The organism is Cupriavidus phytohabitans (assembly GCF_017815025.1).
Taxonomy (GTDB): Bacteria; Pseudomonadota; Gammaproteobacteria; order Burkholderiales; family Burkholderiaceae; genus Cupriavidus.
On record NZ_JAGIQB010000080.1, the window covers coordinates 1 to 15,723 of the forward strand.

A 15,723-nucleotide genomic window follows, 5' to 3' on the forward strand; every position below is an offset into this window, starting at 1 on the left:
TGTAAGGAGTCCTCAGATTAACGATTCAGCAAGTCGTCGCGCTGACGTCCACTGCCGGTATTTCAGCAGCCTGCTAACGCCTGCCACGAATGCTGAACGTGTGCAGATGTTCGTCGGTCCATCCCATGACTACCTGGATGAAATGGTGCGATTGCCCGAGCGTCAAGGTATCCCTTTGATTTTGATGCGACTCTCTGGGATAGCTGCCCCAGCGGCTTACGCCGCGATAAGTTCTTCAGGTTGCGCAGTCGGTGAACCATGGCATTGCCTGACGGCGACCGAGGAAAATCTGTTACGGCCCGCTGCTGCTCTTCGCATCTCCTGCTTTGTGCGCATCAGTGGCTTTCCGGTTGATCGTGCAAGAATGCCTCTGCCTCTGCCTCGGTTTCATAGATATAGGGAGAAAGCCCGCGCCGGGCGAGGGTGTCACCGAGCTTGGCACGCATGAAGCCGCTTGTGGTGAAGCGGGTCACGCCGATATAGAAGCGCTGCACCATTTCCTCGATCATTTCGACATAGGCATCCTCCACGCTGCGGTCAAGAACGAAGCCTTCGTAGTTGACCACGGTATAAACCTTATGACCCAGTGGTTCGCAGACGCGGCATACCTGCGCGCGGATCGCCGCGATGTCCTCCGGGCGCTTCACCTCGAGCTGTTCGAAATTCAGGAACAGGATGTTCTTCTCTTCGTCGTAGTTGACGCGTGCTTCCAGTGGCAGACGCAACACGTCCGCGCGCAGTCCCATCGGCTCAGGGCTGAAGATCCGCGCATCCATCAGGGCTGGCGAGCGCACGATCGGCGCGAAGTCCATCTTGGCGAGAATATCGCGTTCCAGATCGACGCCAGGCGCAAGCTCGATGAGTTCCAGGCCTTGCGCGCTCAACTCGAATACGCACCGCTCGGTGATATACAGGACCGGCTTGTTGGCCGCGGCCGCGTGCGGGCCGGAAAACGTGCGGTGCTCCACTTCCTGGACGAACTTCCTGGCGCTGCCATCGCGGTGGATCTGGAGCTTTCCGTCGGCAATCGCGATCTCGCTGCCGCCCGCCATGAAGGTGCCGACGAACACGACCTTCTTGGCGTTCTGGCTGATGTTGATAAAGCCCCCGGCGCCAGCCAGGCGCGGCCCGAACCGGGATACGTTCAGGTTGCCCATGGAATCGGCCTGCGCCAGCCCGAGGAAGGCGAGATCGAGCCCGCCGCCGTCGTAGAAGTCGAACTGATAGGGCTGGTCGATGATCGCGTCCGGATTGGTCGCCGCGCCGAAGTTCAACCCGCCGGCAGGGATGCCGCCGATCACGCCTGGCTCGGCGGTGAGCGTCAGAAGGTCGAGGATCCGTTCCTCGTTGGCGATGCTGGCGACACCTTCCGGCATGCCGATGCCGAGATTCACCACGCTGTTCGGCTTGAGTTCCATGGCCGCACGGCGGGCGATGATCTTGCGCTCGCTCATCGGCATCGGCGCCACGCTGCTCACAGGCACGCGGACTTCGCCGGAGAAGGCCGGGTTGTATGGGGTGGAAAAGGTCTGCTGGTGGTTTTCGGGGCGGGCCAGCACCACGCAGTCCACCAGCACGCCCGGAATCTTCACTTGGCGCGGATTGAGCGAGCCCCGTTCAGCGATGCGCTCCACCTGGACGATCACCAGGCCACCGCAATTATGCGCAGCCATGGCGATCGCCAGGGCTTCCAGCGTCAGGGCTTCGCGCTCCATGGTGATATTGCCGTCCGGATCGGCTGTGGTGCCGCGCACGATGGCGACGTGGATCGGGAAGGCCTTGTAGAACAGATACTCCTGATTCCCGATGCGCATCAGCTCGACCAGATCCTCAGTGGTGCGCTCGTTCAGCTTGCCGCCGCCAAAGCGCGGATCGACGAAGGTGCCTAGTCCGACGCGCGAGAGGTGGCCCGGCTTTCCGGCTGCGATATCGCGGAACAGATGGGTGATCACGCCCTGCGGCAGGTTGTAGGCTTCGATCTGGTTGCCTACCGCGAGCTGCTGGAGCTTCGGCACCAGGCCCCAGTGTCCACCGACTACCCGCTTCACCAGGCCTGGCAGCGCGAGATGGTTCAGGCCTCGTTCCTTGCCGTCTCCCTGCCCTGCGGCGTAGACCAGCGTCAGGTTGCGGGGCTTTGTCAGGCTGACTGGCGCCTCGTATTCCTGCGCAAGGCAAAGCTCCTCCATGGCGATGGCAATTTCTTCCGCGAAGCCGATGCCGACGAAGCCGCCGGTCGCCACGGTATCGCCGTCGCGGATCAGGCGCACCGCTTCGCGTGCCGAGACCAGTTTGCCATTCTCGCGCGAGTGGACGGCCAGACGAATTGTGCTTGCTTGCGAGCTCATGTTCTCACCTTGCGAGTTGGTCAAAGGAATTCCTTGCGCAAGTCGACGCTGCAGCCTTCGCCGATTGCGCTGTAGTTCTGCGCCAGCCAATGCCGGGCCTCATTACGCCCCTGGTCACGCAGGTGGCAAAGAAAGTCCCAGTCCGCATTGAGCTTGCCGTCTTGCCAGAAATTGTGCAGCGAGGCGCGAGCGCCAGGCGGCCCACCCTTAAGCAAGCCGTAGGCGAGTACCGCGGCATTCATGGCGCCGGCACTGGTGGCGCTCACGCCTTCGATGGCAAGCCGTTCGTCTTCGAGCAGACGGTCTAGTACGCCCCATGCAAAGGCGCCCTGGAAACCGCCGCCCTGCAATGCAAGCGTGATGAGCTTCACGGCACCCTTGGCCTCGCCGGCATGGCGCGTTACCCCGGTGTCAGACATGTCGCGTCCCTCCAGTGCCGGGTCCAGCCGCGCCCTGCCCGGCGCTCCTCGCGGTTATCGTGGCCGAGTGGTCGGAGGCGAGGGCGATGCAAACGAGGGACCCTTGACGAGGATAGGCTCTGCCGTTGCTTGCAAACACTGCGGTGTGTGAGCGAGCTTGCTAGCTGCCGCCGCATTGTTCACGAACCGGCACATTTTCCGGGGTTCGGCGACAGCAATCGGTACGCTGGAACCCGAAATTCCCTGGTGGAGTTCCCGCCTGCCGCTGCAGACTTCAGTATTGACGGGAGAACGCGATGGCAATTGCCAAGAGGAACACCAGCCCTAGCATCGCTTTCACTTTAGTCAGCCCGTCTTACCAGTGACCACATCCTGCGGGGTCTAAAGAACGTAAGACGGACGTTGCCTGGGCGCGATAGGGCGATAAGATTGCGGCCGCAACGACAGTTCTCGGACCCAACTCGGCCGTTCGGCAAGACCAAGCGAGCGACCGTATAGAGCTCGGGAGCGGTCACGGGTCGTCAGGAAGAGGGGCGGCCCGGGCTCCGTGACCGAGGACCTCACAAAAGGCCAAGTTCCCTCGCGCGTGCCACGGCTTGCATTCGGTTGCCTGTGCCCAGCTTGCCATTGATGCGGCGAAGGTGGGTCTCGATGGTATTTTCAGAAACAAACAGCAAGCGTGCCAAGGCTTTGTTGGAGTGTCCGTCAGCGACACGCCGGATAATTTGGAGTTCGCGAGGGCTGAGAAGGTCTTCCTGTTCGCCACGCACAGGTGCACCGCGCTTCGACGGGATCTGCACGGCGTACATTAGTCGCTCCAGATACCGAGTATCGAAGACATGCGGATGCAGAACCCGCGACATTGATCTTGATTCGCTGCGAAACGATGCACGATCGTCTGCAGCATGTGCACAGTTTGGCTGTAGAGGCTGACACGCGGCCGCGTGCGCGTTGTCGGGAATCCTGAGTTCGGCGAATCTCGATGCGGCCGGCCTTTACTCTCTAATGGCTATGGCGTATTCAGCAGCGCATGGGCGTACGCTAGCCGCAGATAGCACCCATGCACGGATCTTCCAGGCGCATGGGATGGAAAGGGACATGGAAGAAATTCAGGACTTTGTCAATCCGCTTGGGCGGGCCAAGGACGGCGAGCTGCGCGACGATGCGCAAGGGCGCTTTGCCGGCAAGGGCGAGCCCATGCATTCGATGGCGAAGCGGGTCGATCAGGCCGATAAGGAGCGTGACGAGTTCGCCCGCATGCTGACACGGTATCTCGAGCAGGCGCGTACCGAACAGCGCTATGACAAACTGCGGCTCGCCGCCTCGCCAAAGTTCCTGGGCATGCTGCGCGAGCACCTGGGTAAAGAAGTGCAGAAGGTGGTCTTCGAGGAGATCGACGAGGATATGTCCAGGCTGGGCGCACGCGAAGTGCAGAACCGCCTGGCCAGCCGCTGAGCCGGGCCAGCGCCGATACTCTGGCCTGGCTACCATGGAATCGGCTGGCGATCGCGGAAAAAGCCACCGGTGGGGCCATCGTCGGGCAGCGTTGCCAGCCAGATCACGGTGTCGATGCCCTCTTCGGGCGATCGCGGCGCATCCGGGCCGCCCAGGTCGGTGCGACACCAGCCGGGACACACCGAGTTCACCTTGACGCCGCTAGCGGCCATCTCGGCGGCCAGGATGCGCGTGACGGCATTTAGCGCTGTTTTCGAGATTCGGTAGGCCGGCACGCCGCTGCCCATCTCCGCCAGCTGTCCCATGCCCGACGCCAGGTTGACCACCCGGCCGGCGCGGTTGGCGCGCAGCAGCGGCGCCAACGCCTGCGTGGTCCGCAGCACGCCGAAAAGATTGGTTTCCAGGGTGCGGCGCAGGGTCTCGAGCGGCAGCTCTAGCAGGCTGGTGTCAAAGTGGTCGAGCGAAACACCCGCGTTGTTGATCAGCACGTCCACGCGGCCGAAGCGTTCGGTCAGCCAGTTGGCCAGCGCAGCTGCCGAGCTGTCTTCCGTGACGTCAAGGGGGTGACAAGCGATCGCATGACCCGCAAGCCGGAGCTCTGTCTCCAGCACCTCGAGGTCCGCCGGCTTGCGCGCGGTGGCGACGACCAGATGGCCTTCCACAGTGGCCAGCCGGCGCGCGGCTGCGCGGCCCAGGCCGCGACTCGCGCCAGTGATGACGGTAATAGGTTGGTTGACCATGCCTGCGTCTCCTTGCCGCTGGAGTGAGCCGGGGCCTGCTCTTGCGGTGTAGAGGCTTGCCCACATCGCACGCCCGCGCACGTTGTTAGCGGGACGTGATGAACGCGTTCCAGAGGCTCCCCCCGAAGAGTCTCGGCGTTCGCATGTCCCTCAAGGGTGCAGCTACTCTTCTATACACCTCCGACGGCGGCCTGGTGGTAGCGGATTCCTCCCTATCGTTGCCTGACACGAAACAGGGATGCCGGAACAAATGAGGACCAGTTTGGTTCTAATTTGCAAATACTGGTGGCGGCGATGCTCAGACTCAGCAAACTGACCGACTACGGCACGGTGATCATGACGCACCTGGCGCGAAATTCTGGCCGAATTTACAGTGCCGCCGAGGTCGCCGCCGCGATCGGCGTGACGGTGCCGACGGCGAGCAAGATTCTGAAGACGCTGGCAAAGCGCCACTTGCTGCAGTCGTTGCGCGGTGCCAATGGCGGCTATCTGCTGGCACGACCGCCGGAACAGATCTCGATCGCACAGGTGATTGATGCCATGGAAGGCCCGGCCGGCATGACCGAGTGCAGCGTCGCAGCCGGCCTGTGTGCGCAGGAAGGTCTGTGCGCCATCCGCGCCAACTGGCAATCGATCAACAGAGTGATCTTCATGGCGCTTAACGATGTGACGCTGGCAGATATGGCACAACCGGTGTTGCACCCGGTGGATATTGGCGCCTTGCACGCCCGACACGCACACGGACCGCAAGCTGACATTTAGTGATTGAGATGACAGTGGCAAGCGAGGGCAGAACATGGCAACGCCGGCACGCAAACTCGACGAACTGATCAGCCAGGGCTATAAGCATGGCTTCTACACGCCCGTGGAGACGGACACGGTGCCGTGCGGGCTGAACGAGGACGTGATCCGCATGATTTCGGCCATCAAGGAGGAGCCGGAATTCATGCGCGAGTGGCGCCTCAAGGCCTACCGCCACTGGCTGACGATGTCCGAGCCGCACTGGGCGACGGTCAAGCACCCGCCTATCGACTACCAGGCGATCGCCTACTATGCAGCGCCACGCTCACAGAAAGCCGGGCCGAAGACGCTGGACGAGGTCGATCCCGAGTTACTGCGCACCTATGAAAAGCTGGGTGTGCCGCTGCACGAGCGTGAGCTGCTGGCAGGCGTCGCCGTGGACGCGGTATTCGACAGCGTCTCGGTGGCCACCACCTTCAAGCAGAAGCTGGGCGAACTCGGCATCCTCTTTTGTTCGTTTTCCGAAGCGGTGCGGGAGCATCCCGAGCTGGTTCGGCGGTACCTTGGCACGGTCGTGCCCTACACCGACAACTACTTCGCCACGCTCAACTCGGCCGTATTCAGCGACGGCTCGTTCTGCTATATCCCGCCCGGGGTACGCTGCCCGATGGAGCTGTCCACCTACTTCCGCATCAATGCCCGAAACACCGGCCAGTTCGAGCGCACCCTGATCATCGCCGACGAAGGCGCTTACGTCAGCTATCTGGAAGGCTGCACTGCGCCGATGCGTGACGAGAACCAGCTGCACGCCGCGGTGGTGGAGCTGATCGCACTGGAAGGCGCACAGATCAAATACTCGACCGTCCAGAACTGGTATCCGGGCGACAAGGAAGGCAAGGGCGGCATCTATAACTTTGTCACCAAGCGCGGCGACTGCCGCGGCGCGCGCTCCAGGATTTCGTGGACCCAGGTTGAGACCGGCTCGGCCATCACCTGGAAGTATCCAAGCGTGATCCTGCAGGGCGACGACTCGGTCGGCGAGTTCTATTCGGTCGCGCTGACGAACCACTACCAGCAGGCCGATACCGGTACCAAGATGACTCACCTCGGCAGGAACACCAGGAGCACCATCCTCTCCAAGGGCATTTCGGCCGGCCACGGCCAGAATGCCTACCGCGGGCTGGTGAAAGTGGCCAAGAGCGCGATCGGCGCGCGCAACTACTCGCAGTGCGATTCGCTGCTCCTGGGCGACAAATGCGCCGCCCACACCTTCCCGTATATCGAGGTCAAGAACGCCACCGCCCAGGTCGAGCACGAGGCCTCCACCTCGCGCATCGGCGAGGACCAGTTGTTCTATTGCCAGAGCCGCGGCATCAGCGCAGAGGATGCGGTATCGATGATCGTGAACGGCTTTTGCAAGGAAGTGTTCAAGGAGCTGCCAATGGAATTCGCGGTGGAAGCCCAGAAGCTGCTGGGCGTAAGCCTGGAAGGCAGTATCGGATAACGGTAGCGCGCACGCATCGGCGCTGCGTTGGAGAAAGAGGCCAGCCATGCTTGAGATTCGCAAGCTGCACGTCAGCGCAGACGGCAAACCCATCCTGCACGGCATTGATCTCAGCGTGGAGGCCGGGGAGGTGCACGCCATCATGGGCCCCAACGGGTCGGGCAAGAGCACCCTGGCCCATGTGCTGGCCGGCCGCGACCGCTTCACCGTGACTGCCGGCGAAGTCTTCTACGATGGCACGAACCTGCTCGGCATGCCGCCGGAAGAGCGCGCGCGCGCGGGCATCTTCCTCGCCTTCCAGTATCCGGTGGAAATCCCCGGCGTCTCTAATATCTACCTGCTCAAAGCAGGGCTCAACGCGATCCGCAAGCACCGCGGCGAGCCAGAGCTGGACGCGATGGATTTCCTCGCCCTGGTCAAGGACAAGCTCCGGCTCATGGAGATGGACCAGGACCTGCTTTACCGCTCGGTAAACGAGGGCTTTTCGGGCGGCGAGAAGAAGCGCAACGAGATCCTGCAGATGGCGGTGCTGGAACCCCGGCTCGCCATTCTCGATGAAACCGACTCCGGCCTCGACATCGATGCGCTCAAGATTGTCGCCAGGGGCATAGAAGCCATGCGCAGCCCGCAACGTGCCATTGTGCTGGTCACGCACTACCAGCGCCTGCTCGATTACATCGTGCCGGATCAGGTGCACGTGCTTGCGCAAGGCCGCATCACCAGGTCGGGCGGGCCCGAGCTGGCGCGCGAACTGGAGCGGCACGGCTATGCCGGGATGGAGGCGCAGGCCGTTACCGGGATGGAGTCTTCAGCATGAGCGCAAGCGGACTGGAACACTATCTCGCCGAGTTCAACCGCGTGGAGGCCGGATTGCCGGGCCGCCGCGTGGGCTGGCTTGCGCACGCCCGCCGCCAGGCGCTGGATCATTTCGCCCAGGCCGGATTCCCCACGCTGCGCCAGGAGGACTGGAAATACACCAGCGTGGCCCCACTCGAGAAAAGCCGCTTTGCCGTGGCACTGCCGCAGGCCAGCGACGGCCAGGACGCCGCGCTGGCAGCGCAGATCGAGGCACTCGCGCTGGCCGGCGCGCACCTGCTGGTATTCGTCAATGGCGCGCACCAGCCGCAGTGGTCGCGCCTCGGTGCCCTGCCTGCGGGCATGGTGCTCGCCAGCCTCGCCACCACGCTGGAGCATGCACCGGACTGCCTGGAGGCTCTGCTCCTGCGCCGCGCAAGCGACTACCCGTCCGGCTTTGCCGCCTTGAACCTGGCGTTCATGACCGACGGTGCCTATATCCGCGTGGCAGCGGGCACCGTCCCCGAACAACCGATCCACTTGCTGTTCCTCGCCACCGCCGGCGAGCTGGCAACCCATGCGCGCAACCTCGTGGTAGCGCAAGCCGGCAGCCGAGTCTGCATCGTGGAGCACCACGCTGGCCTGGACGGCCTGGCCTATTGCACCAATACCATCACCGATATCGTTGCCGAGCGTGATGCGCAGGTCGAACATCACAAGCTGCAGCAGGAGAGCCTCAAGGCCTTCCATATCGCCGGCGTGAACCTGGACCAGCGGCAGGGTAGCCACTTCGCCTCCAGTTCCTTTGCCCTGGGCAGCGCCCTGGCGCGGGTCGACATTGAAGTCGGGCTCAATGCCGAGCAGACCGAGTGTTCGCTGGACGGCCTGTATATGACCGCCGGGCGGCAGCATATCGATCACCACACCCGCATCGACCACGCCAGCCCGCACAGCAAGAGTCGCGAGCTGTATAAAGGCGTGCTGGCGGGCGCCTCGCGCGCCGTCTTCAACGGCAAGGTGGTGGTGCATGCCGATGCCCAGCACAGCGATGCCGACCAGTCCAACCGCAACCTGCTGCTGTCCGACCACGCCGAGGTCGACACCAAGCCGCAACTGGAGATCTATGCCGACGACGTCAAATGCAGCCACGGCGCCACCGTAGGCCAGCTCGATGCCGAGCAGATCTACTACCTGCGCTCGCGCGGGATGGACGAGGGCGCGGCGCGTGCCCTGCTGACCTTTGCCTTCGCCGAGGAGGTCGTCAAGCGGCTCGGTCCCGCCCCACTGCGCACGCGGCTGGATACTCTCTTGCGCGGCCGGCTGCCCGAGCCTGTGAAGGAGCTGCCATGAACACGGCAGTGCATGAACCGCTGGCCGTGGGGCGTGCGGTACCGGCCGCCAGCCTGGAGGTAGAGCGGCTGCGGCAGGATTTCCCCATCCTGCGCCAGACCGTCAACGGCAATCCGCTGGTCTATCTGGACAACGCCGCCACCACCCAGAAGCCGCAAAGCGTGATCCATTGCGAGGCGCGTTACTACAGCGCGCTCAACGCCAATGTCCACCGCGGCGTGCACACCCTGAGCCAGCGTGCCACCGATGCCTACGAGGCCGTGCGTGACGCGGTGCGCGACCTGATCAACGCGGCCACGCGCGAGGAAATCGTGTTCGTGCGCGGCACCACCGAGGCAATCAACCTGGTGGCGGCGAGCTTCGGCCAGCGCCTGCGCCCGGGCGACGAGATCCTGATCAGCGCGATGGAGCACCACTCCAATATCGTGCCGTGGCAACTGGCGTGCCAGCGCACCGGCGCCTTGCTGCAGGTGGCGCCGATCAACGATGCCGGCGAGCTGATGCTGGAACAGTTCACACGATTGCTCAGCCCGCGCACCAGGCTGGTCGCGCTGACGCACCTCTCCAACGCGCTCGGCACGGTCAATCCGGTGCGACACATCATCGAGCTGGCACATGCCCGGGACATCCCGGTGCTGATCGACGGCGCCCAGGCGGTGCCGCACCTCAAGGTCGACGTACAGGCCCTCGATTGCGATTTCTACGCCTTCTCCGGCCACAAGCTCTACGGCCCCACCGGCATCGGCGTGCTCTACGGCAAGGCTGCGCTGCTCGATGCCATGCCGCCTTACCAGGGCGGCGGGGACATGATTCGCGAGGTCACGTTCCGCAAGACCACGTATAACGCGCTTCCCTACAAGTTCGAGGCCGGCACCCCCAATATCGCCGGCGTCATCGCGCTTGGCGCCGCCATCGGGTATGTGAGCGCGCTCGGCCTGGAGGCCATCGCCGCCCACGAGCATGCGCTGCTCGCCTACGCCAGCGCGAAGGCAGCGCAGGTCGCCGGCCTGCGCGTGATCGGCACGGCTGCCGACAAGGCGAGCATCCTCTCGTTCACCCTGGACGGCATCCATCCGCACGATGTCGGCACCATCCTCGATCAGCACGGCGTGGCGGTCCGCGCCGGCCACCATTGCGCCATGCCGGTGATGGAGCGTTTCGACGTGCCTGCCACGGTGCGCGCTTCCTTTGCGCTGTACAACACGCGTGAAGAAGTCGATGCCCTGTTTGCTGCCGTGCGCGCGGCACAGGAGGTATTCGCCTGATGTCTGACCTGCGCAACCTCTACCAGGAAGTGGTCGTCGACCACAGTCGCTCGCCGCGCAATTTCGGGCGGCTGGCGGCGGCGAACCGCAGCGCCGAGGGCTTCAACCCACTGTGCGGCGACCGGCTGACGTTGTACCTGAGAATCCGCGACGGGGTGATCGAGGATGCCAGCTTCGAGGGCTCGGGCTGCGCCATCTTCACCGCCTCAGCCTCGCTGATGACAGAAACGCTCAAGGGCAAGACCGAGGCACAGGCGCGGGCCTTGTTCTCGGACTTTCACGCGCTGGTGACCGCAGTGCCGGAGCGGGCAGGCGTGCCGATGGGCAAGCTGGAGGTCCTGGCCGGGGTGCGCGAGTTCCCGGCGCGCGTGAAGTGCGCAACCCTGGCCTGGCATACCATGCAAGCCGCTTTGGAGAACAGCGGCAGGCCGGTCTCAACGGAGTAAAGCGATGAGCATTATCGATTGGCTGCGCAAGGCCGAGGAACACGAAGACAGGTTCGAGCCTGAGCCGGACAGCCTGGAGGGGCGGGTGATAGCGGCCTTACGCACCGTATACGACCCCGAAATCCCGGTCAATATCTACGACCTTGGCCTGATCTATCAGTTATCGGTGGACGAATCCAGCGGCAAGGTGGGCATCCGCATGACGCTGACCGCACCGGGCTGCCCGGTGGCGCAGACCTTCCCCAGTGTGGTGGAGGACGCCGTCATGGAAGCCAGCGGGGTGCACGAAGTCGAGGTTGAACTGGTGTGGGACCCGCCCTGGTCGAGAGAACGAATGAGCGAGGCGGCGCGCCTGGAACTGGGGCTGCTCTGAGATGAGCGAGTGGATCAATGTCGCCCGGGCCGACGACTTCGCGCCCGGCACTTGCCGCAGCGTCGATGTCGATGGCGTACAGGTCGCGGTATTCAATGTGGGTGGCAATTATTACGCCATCGAGGACCTCTGCTCGCACGAGGCCGAGCCGCTTTGCGGCGGTGACGTGGAAGGCCAGGAAGTCGTCTGCCCGCGCCACGGCTCGCACTTTTCCCTGCTGACGGGCGAGGCGCTGTCCCCGCCCGCCTACGAGCCGGTGGCGACCTTTCCGATTCGGGTGGAGGCCGGCACGGTACAGGTCAGGGACGAGCGCTGGGATTAACTGGCCACACCCTCTGGCCATTCGACTTGGTTGTCACATGGCCGAGAATGTTAAGGGTTGTCCGATGCCTGCTCTCGCGCGCTGGGGGGCGGGGATGCCACGACGCGAGCCACAGTGCATTCAGTACCCAAACGATATCCCACGCCGGGCTTTTGATCCAGCACATGGTGTGCGCCTTGGCTTCGCGGTTGCCGTGCAACTGATCCCAATCCCAGCGAAACAATCAGAACCGAAACACCATCCCTAGCATGGGCCCCTTAAAGGTGAGCCGTTGTATCAGCTCGCCGCCATTTACTTCATAGGTCACGTAGCGATAGGACAACTGGATATCGCCCCATTTGGCCGCATACGCCGCCCCCGCGGACACTTGTAGCGTGTAGCTGGAGGATCCGCTTCCGACATCGACGTAGTAAGGCACGTACCATCTGCCATTCCTGCTCAAGTTGAAGCGTCCGCGCACACCGATGATTGCGTCCACGAGGTTTTCCGTTTGCGAGACATTGCCTTGCTGCGCCAGCGTCGCGCCTTGCTGCGTGAACGTCGCGGATAGCGTCCAATGCGCGCTCGCGCTCAGGTTCAGATAGCGCAGGCCTCCGAACGGCTCGATATTGCCCCACGGCGCGCGTAACGCCGTGTAGCCTGCGGCAAGCTGGAGCATCCCACCGGTCATACTGCTGCCCACATCGGTCGCTACGTCCCGGGGCACGACGACTCGTGTGCCATTGCCCGCCGTCACCGACTTGAGCGTGGTGTCCTGGCGATTGAAGTCGAGGTAGATCGCATCTCCGAAGATCGACCAGTTGCCCTTTCTGGCCTCAGCCTGCAGCATCAGCAGGAACTGTAGGTTCTGAAGATAGCTGTCCGGCCCCGTGCCAATGTCGAGATTTCCGCCGCCGGCCGATGACGATCCGGAAAAGCGAAAGTCTCCGCTGACGTTAGGCAGCCAGAGGTAAGGCGCAATGGCAAATCGCCAGCCATCGCTATCGGGCGGAGCAGGCGAATCGGGTAGGGCGGCTTGCGCCAATCCGGCTGCCGCCGTGAAGAAAAAAGCAATGAGAGACCTGGTAGCGCCGGTCGTCAAGCGTTGATACCTGCCTTCCGCTGCGCTGAGCTGAGCTGCAGTCTGGAATGCTTTCATGGCTTCGCCCTCACTCATCCATCGCCAATACACATGCCCGCGGCTCATCAGAAAACCAGCCTTCCATGCCCGCATACTGATGCGCCAGCCACCCTGCCAACCATACGGTGCCCGCCGAGATCGCAAACCCCCTGGCTGCTACGTTTGGCCACCTGTTGACTACCCATCATCATGTCCGATCGGACAGGTGTGTGATGATGTCTCATCAGCAATTCTAGACCGGAGAGAAGACTGGCGCCGGGCACCAGCCAGTTTGCCATTCACCTTGGGGAAGCGTGTGCTGCTCACCGGCCTGATACCGCCATCATTTCACTTGCCGCATCGATGGCCTAAAGGTGGTTCCTACCAGCAATTCTTCCGGCCGATGAGAGTTCCTTGCCGAAGGCTTTGCGCTCCTTCACGTATTCGACCGTGAGATCGAGTGCGCGCCGCATGGTGGAGCGAAGCGCCTTCCGCCCCTGGGTCCTGCGATGTTTTTAGGCCAGCGCTACGACGGCTTCGCCGACGAGCTTGTCTTCGCCGTACTGATTGGCGCAACGGATTGCGATTTTTACTCGAGGCCTCGCGCACGGCACGGCCGCACTGTGCGCGGAACTGGTCGGCGCGATGGAGAGGGCAGTGGAGATGACTTCCGAGTACCTGAAGGTTCGCAAGCAGTTCGGCGTTTCCATCGGCTCGTTCCAGGCACTGCAGCACCGCGTGGCAGACATGGCTGCTGAGCTTGAACTGGCACGCTCGATGTTGTTCCGTCATGCTACGATCTTACAAAACGGACGGGGGCGACTATGGCAACAGAGACCTACGGCGGATACACCATTCGAGGCTTTGCGAAGCCCATGGGGGACGGCTCGTTCGAAGCTTCGGGGGCCGTAGAGAAGGGGACCCAAGTGCTAGAGACCTCCGATCCGATTGGCTTTTACCCGAGCTTCCAGCGGGCAGTCGCGGAAGGTCTCGTCTGGGCGAGGGCATGGGTTGATGCTCATGCCTGAACCCTCCTGAACTCAACCAACGTCACCCACGGCTGGGCCGTTGAATTGCTCCCACAGCGATCGGCAACTGCCACGGGCACCAGGCGGCAGGTTCAGCGAGACTTGTGAATCGACAGCAGCAGGTGGAAGCGCAGTTGCTTGTCCCTCAACCAGAAATTCGGCAGTCTCCTCTGGAGGGTCTTCCGCGGCAGGTCGCGAGTCATCATGCCGGGTATGTGTCGCGGAACGGTCGGTGGTATCACCGACCTGGTCGCCGGCGAGAAGTCTTCTTCATCGGAGGGGCAGGGCGGTGCGGCAAGCCACGCGGCAGGCGAACGGCGAATGCGGTCTCTGTGTGATCGGACCGCGCCTCGATAGCGCCTCCATGGGCCTTGGCAATTTCGCTCGCGATGTACAGACCAAGCCCAAGGCCAACCTGGCCGGTGTCCTTGTCCGCCCGACCCGGACCACGCTGGAGCGGGTCAAAGATGCGCTCCAGCGTCTGCGGGTCAATGGCGGGGCCGCTGTTCCTGACTTCGAAACGAACTTCTGCATCAGTCGCGGTCATCACCACGCGTACAGGCGCATCCGGTGCTCCATGTTTGATGGCGTTAAGCACAAGATTGCCGAGCAGTTGCTGCAGACGCTGACCATCCCAGAACCCCTGCAGGTTGCCCTTTATGTCCAGATCGATCTGGTGGCGTGGATGGGCTGCGCGCAGCTGGTCCACTACATCGGCAAACACTTCAGTCAGGTCGACGTCCCTGCGAACGATGTTGATACCCAACCCCAGCTTGGTTCGGTTGAAATCGCACAGGTCATCCAGAAGCGTCTGCATCCGGGCACCACTTCTAATCAGTCGGCCCGCAGCATCCGAAACCTCTTCCCCGGCATTCAGGGCCGCAAGGTATGACGCGGTCATCTGAATGGTGTGCAGGGGACTGCGCATGTCATGTCCGAGCATTCCGAGCAACAGGTTGCGAGCCTGTTCCACCTGCTGACTGAAAAAACCTATTGATTCCGCCAGTGCTTGATCGATTGCCTCGTTGAACCGGGTGATGTCATCGAGATGCGTGGCATCTGGCTGGCCTTCGTCTATCCACAAACGCAGGACACTAGCGCGAAGTGCTCGATACTCAGCGGCCAGTTGGATGATGTTGAAGCCGCCTCGCGCCCGCAAAAGTGCATGTGTCTGCGCGGCCGTCTCTGGCGCGTCGATCAGCTTGGGCGCGTGCCCCAGTGATTTCTCGCGTTGCTCTTCCCTCGTCTGTGGAGTCGATAGATCCTTGGCCACAGCCTCCAGAATCTGCTGGGCGTCGTCGCGCAAAGCACGCGAATCCATGTTCCGTGCAGCCGGCAGAAGAGATGCTGCAAACGCTTCCCATTGCTCCAGGATTGGCTCAAGGTTCCGCAAGATGAAGTCGGCTAGTCGCATGTCTGCTCCTGCAAACGAAATCCGGATCGGATGCCTGTACCTATGAAGTCATGTTACGCGCAAACCGGGACAGGGGCGGTCATCGCGGCGAAAGCGGCGTTGAACTACCAACGGCCAATCCCGGCAACAAGGTCGGATGTCCGTTCTCTCACCTCAGGTAGTCGTTATCGATAATGTGAACAACAACTATCTCGCTGCCGCACGCTTTCGCTACCAGAACAACGCACTCTCCATACGGACGATCTATTGGGCAGCCAATGGTGGAATTGGGGCTTGGCGCAATACCAGCTCAAAGAGTTGCTCGAAGCTCAGGAAGTGGGAGAAATAACCAGGCCGCAGCATGCCTCAATGCTAAGGATGGTCTGAACAACCTGCCGTAGCCGAAGGCCACGGCGTGCTCAGCACGCATTGATTTCACAGGATGAGA

Annotated in this window: 17 protein-coding genes and 1 pseudogene; 10 read left to right on the forward strand and 8 right to left on the reverse strand. The window is 62.6% G+C overall.

Features of this window, described 5'->3' with window-relative positions; translation table 11 throughout:
- Positions 1-73 precede the first annotated feature (73 nt).
- The 4 genes from J8I34_RS35320 to J8I34_RS31175 all read right to left on the reverse strand — a co-directional run bounded on the left by J8I34_RS35320 (position 74) and on the right by J8I34_RS31175 (position 3,573).
- On the reverse strand, positions 74-166 hold the full coding sequence (locus J8I34_RS35320) for an IS1096 element passenger TnpR family protein (protein ID WP_209776090.1): 93 nt from the start codon (positions 164-166) through the stop codon (positions 74-76).
- Positions 167-335: 169 nt separating this feature from the next.
- Positions 336-2,345, reverse strand: a complete 2,010-nt coding sequence (locus J8I34_RS31165; RefSeq protein ID WP_209808078.1) for an acyl CoA:acetate/3-ketoacid CoA transferase — start codon at positions 2,343-2,345, stop codon at positions 336-338.
- A 20-nt stretch (positions 2,346-2,365) separates the two neighbouring features.
- Positions 2,366-2,764: a patatin-like phospholipase family protein gene (locus J8I34_RS35580; protein ID WP_209776089.1), complete on the reverse strand. Its 399-nt coding sequence runs from the start codon at positions 2,762-2,764 to the stop codon at positions 2,366-2,368.
- A gap of 560 nt (positions 2,765-3,324) precedes the next feature.
- Positions 3,325-3,573: a response regulator transcription factor gene (locus J8I34_RS31175; protein WP_209808064.1), complete on the reverse strand. Its 249-nt coding sequence runs from the start codon at positions 3,571-3,573 to the stop codon at positions 3,325-3,327.
- A 202-nt stretch (positions 3,574-3,775) separates the two neighbouring features.
- Between J8I34_RS31175 and J8I34_RS31180 the strand changes: the two genes are divergently transcribed.
- The gene (locus J8I34_RS31180) at positions 3,776-4,219 is read left to right on the forward strand and encodes a host attachment protein (protein WP_209808080.1); all 444 of its coding nucleotides are present in this window, start codon (positions 3,776-3,778) and stop codon (positions 4,217-4,219) included.
- Positions 4,220-4,248: 29 nt separating this feature from the next.
- Here J8I34_RS31180 and J8I34_RS31185 read toward each other — a convergent pair whose 3' ends face one another.
- Positions 4,249-4,959 carry an SDR family oxidoreductase gene (locus tag J8I34_RS31185; RefSeq protein WP_209776082.1) on the reverse strand — a complete coding sequence of 237 codons (711 nt, stop codon included), beginning with the start codon at positions 4,957-4,959 and terminating at the stop codon, positions 4,249-4,251.
- A 294-nt stretch (positions 4,960-5,253) separates the two neighbouring features.
- Between J8I34_RS31185 and J8I34_RS31190 the strand changes: the two genes are divergently transcribed.
- The 8 genes from J8I34_RS31190 to J8I34_RS31225 are packed head-to-tail and all read left to right on the forward strand — an operon-like array spanning position 5,254 to position 11,755.
- Positions 5,254-5,721 carry an SUF system Fe-S cluster assembly regulator gene (locus tag J8I34_RS31190; RefSeq protein WP_209776118.1) on the forward strand — a complete coding sequence of 156 codons (468 nt, stop codon included), beginning with the start codon at positions 5,254-5,256 and terminating at the stop codon, positions 5,719-5,721.
- 34 nt (positions 5,722-5,755) lie between these two features.
- Complete coding sequence (gene sufB, locus J8I34_RS31195) at positions 5,756-7,204, forward strand: Fe-S cluster assembly protein SufB (RefSeq protein ID WP_209808065.1); 1,449 nt, start codon at positions 5,756-5,758, stop codon at positions 7,202-7,204.
- A gap of 46 nt (positions 7,205-7,250) precedes the next feature.
- Positions 7,251-8,021, forward strand: coding sequence for a Fe-S cluster assembly ATPase SufC (sufC, locus tag J8I34_RS31200; RefSeq protein WP_209808068.1), 771 nt, complete (start codon positions 7,251-7,253; stop codon positions 8,019-8,021).
- Positions 8,018-9,349 carry a Fe-S cluster assembly protein SufD gene (sufD, locus tag J8I34_RS31205; protein WP_209808070.1) on the forward strand — a complete coding sequence of 444 codons (1,332 nt, stop codon included), beginning with the start codon at positions 8,018-8,020 and terminating at the stop codon, positions 9,347-9,349. The genes sufC and sufD overlap by 4 nt, the downstream gene beginning before the upstream one ends.
- Positions 9,346-10,614 carry a cysteine desulfurase gene (locus J8I34_RS31210; protein ID WP_305826463.1) on the forward strand — a complete coding sequence of 423 codons (1,269 nt, stop codon included), beginning with the start codon at positions 9,346-9,348 and terminating at the stop codon, positions 10,612-10,614. The genes sufD and J8I34_RS31210 overlap by 4 nt, the downstream gene beginning before the upstream one ends.
- Positions 10,614-11,060 carry a Fe-S cluster assembly sulfur transfer protein SufU gene (sufU, locus tag J8I34_RS31215; protein ID WP_209776078.1) on the forward strand — a complete coding sequence of 149 codons (447 nt, stop codon included), beginning with the start codon at positions 10,614-10,616 and terminating at the stop codon, positions 11,058-11,060. Before J8I34_RS31210 ends, sufU begins: the two co-directional genes overlap by 1 nt.
- Positions 11,061-11,064: 4 nt before the next feature.
- The gene (locus tag J8I34_RS31220; RefSeq protein ID WP_209808072.1) at positions 11,065-11,433 is read left to right on the forward strand and encodes an SUF system Fe-S cluster assembly protein; all 369 of its coding nucleotides are present in this window, start codon (positions 11,065-11,067) and stop codon (positions 11,431-11,433) included.
- A 1-nt stretch (position 11,434) separates the two neighbouring features.
- Positions 11,435-11,755: a Rieske (2Fe-2S) protein gene (locus tag J8I34_RS31225; protein WP_029049535.1), complete on the forward strand. Its 321-nt coding sequence runs from the start codon at positions 11,435-11,437 to the stop codon at positions 11,753-11,755.
- Between the two features lie 223 nt (positions 11,756-11,978).
- Here J8I34_RS31225 and J8I34_RS31230 read toward each other — a convergent pair whose 3' ends face one another.
- Both J8I34_RS31230 and J8I34_RS35770 read right to left on the reverse strand, forming a co-directional pair.
- Entirely contained in the window at positions 11,979-12,893 is a 915-nt protein-coding gene (locus J8I34_RS31230; RefSeq protein WP_209808074.1) for a hypothetical protein, read from the reverse strand.
- 329 nt (positions 12,894-13,222) lie between these two features.
- Complete coding sequence (locus tag J8I34_RS35770) at positions 13,223-13,327, reverse strand: hypothetical protein (RefSeq protein WP_500784445.1); 105 nt, start codon at positions 13,325-13,327, stop codon at positions 13,223-13,225.
- Between the two features lie 124 nt (positions 13,328-13,451).
- Between J8I34_RS35770 and J8I34_RS35010 the strand changes: the two are divergent.
- A pseudogene (locus J8I34_RS35010) lies at positions 13,452-13,635 on the forward strand (acyl-CoA dehydrogenase family protein); the annotation flags it as partial.
- 485 nt (positions 13,636-14,120) lie between these two features.
- Here the strand turns inward: J8I34_RS35010 and J8I34_RS31240 are convergent.
- Positions 14,121-15,296: a sensor histidine kinase gene (locus tag J8I34_RS31240; protein WP_209808076.1), complete on the reverse strand. Its 1,176-nt coding sequence runs from the start codon at positions 15,294-15,296 to the stop codon at positions 14,121-14,123.
- Positions 15,297-15,723: the final 427 nt, after the last annotated feature.

What these genes read in the sequence shown, in the direction of transcription:
- J8I34_RS31190 (WP_209776118.1), top strand. Translation starts at nt 5,254, where the DNA reads ATGCTCAGACTCAGCAAACTGACCGACTACGGCACGGTGATCATGACG.
- sufU (WP_209776078.1), top strand. Translation starts at nt 10,614, where the DNA reads ATGTCTGACCTGCGCAACCTCTACCAGGAAGTGGTCGTCGACCACAGT.
- sufB (WP_209808065.1), top strand. Translation starts at nt 5,756, where the DNA reads ATGGCAACGCCGGCACGCAAACTCGACGAACTGATCAGCCAGGGCTAT.
- J8I34_RS31175 (WP_209808064.1), bottom strand. Translation starts at nt 3,573, where the DNA reads ATGTACGCCGTGCAGATCCCGTCGAAGCGCGGTGCACCTGTGCGTGGC.
- J8I34_RS31220 (WP_209808072.1), top strand. Translation starts at nt 11,065, where the DNA reads ATGAGCATTATCGATTGGCTGCGCAAGGCCGAGGAACACGAAGACAGG.
- J8I34_RS31165 (WP_209808078.1), bottom strand. Translation starts at nt 2,345, where the DNA reads ATGAGCTCGCAAGCAAGCACAATTCGTCTGGCCGTCCACTCGCGCGAG.
- J8I34_RS31225 (WP_029049535.1), top strand. Translation starts at nt 11,435, where the DNA reads ATGAGCGAGTGGATCAATGTCGCCCGGGCCGACGACTTCGCGCCCGGC.
- J8I34_RS35580 (WP_209776089.1), bottom strand. Translation starts at nt 2,764, where the DNA reads ATGTCTGACACCGGGGTAACGCGCCATGCCGGCGAGGCCAAGGGTGCC.
- sufC (WP_209808068.1), top strand. Translation starts at nt 7,251, where the DNA reads ATGCTTGAGATTCGCAAGCTGCACGTCAGCGCAGACGGCAAACCCATC.
- J8I34_RS31185 (WP_209776082.1), bottom strand. Translation starts at nt 4,959, where the DNA reads ATGGTCAACCAACCTATTACCGTCATCACTGGCGCGAGTCGCGGCCTG.
- J8I34_RS31230 (WP_209808074.1), bottom strand. Translation starts at nt 12,893, where the DNA reads ATGAAAGCATTCCAGACTGCAGCTCAGCTCAGCGCAGCGGAAGGCAGG.
- J8I34_RS31240 (WP_209808076.1), bottom strand. Translation starts at nt 15,296, where the DNA reads ATGCGACTAGCCGACTTCATCTTGCGGAACCTTGAGCCAATCCTGGAG.
- J8I34_RS31210 (WP_305826463.1), top strand. Translation starts at nt 9,346, where the DNA reads ATGAACACGGCAGTGCATGAACCGCTGGCCGTGGGGCGTGCGGTACCG.
- J8I34_RS31180 (WP_209808080.1), top strand. Translation starts at nt 3,776, where the DNA reads ATGGCGTATTCAGCAGCGCATGGGCGTACGCTAGCCGCAGATAGCACC.
- sufD (WP_209808070.1), top strand. Translation starts at nt 8,018, where the DNA reads ATGAGCGCAAGCGGACTGGAACACTATCTCGCCGAGTTCAACCGCGTG.
- J8I34_RS35770 (WP_500784445.1), bottom strand. Translation starts at nt 13,327, where the DNA reads ATGCGGCGCGCACTCGATCTCACGGTCGAATACGTGAAGGAGCGCAAA.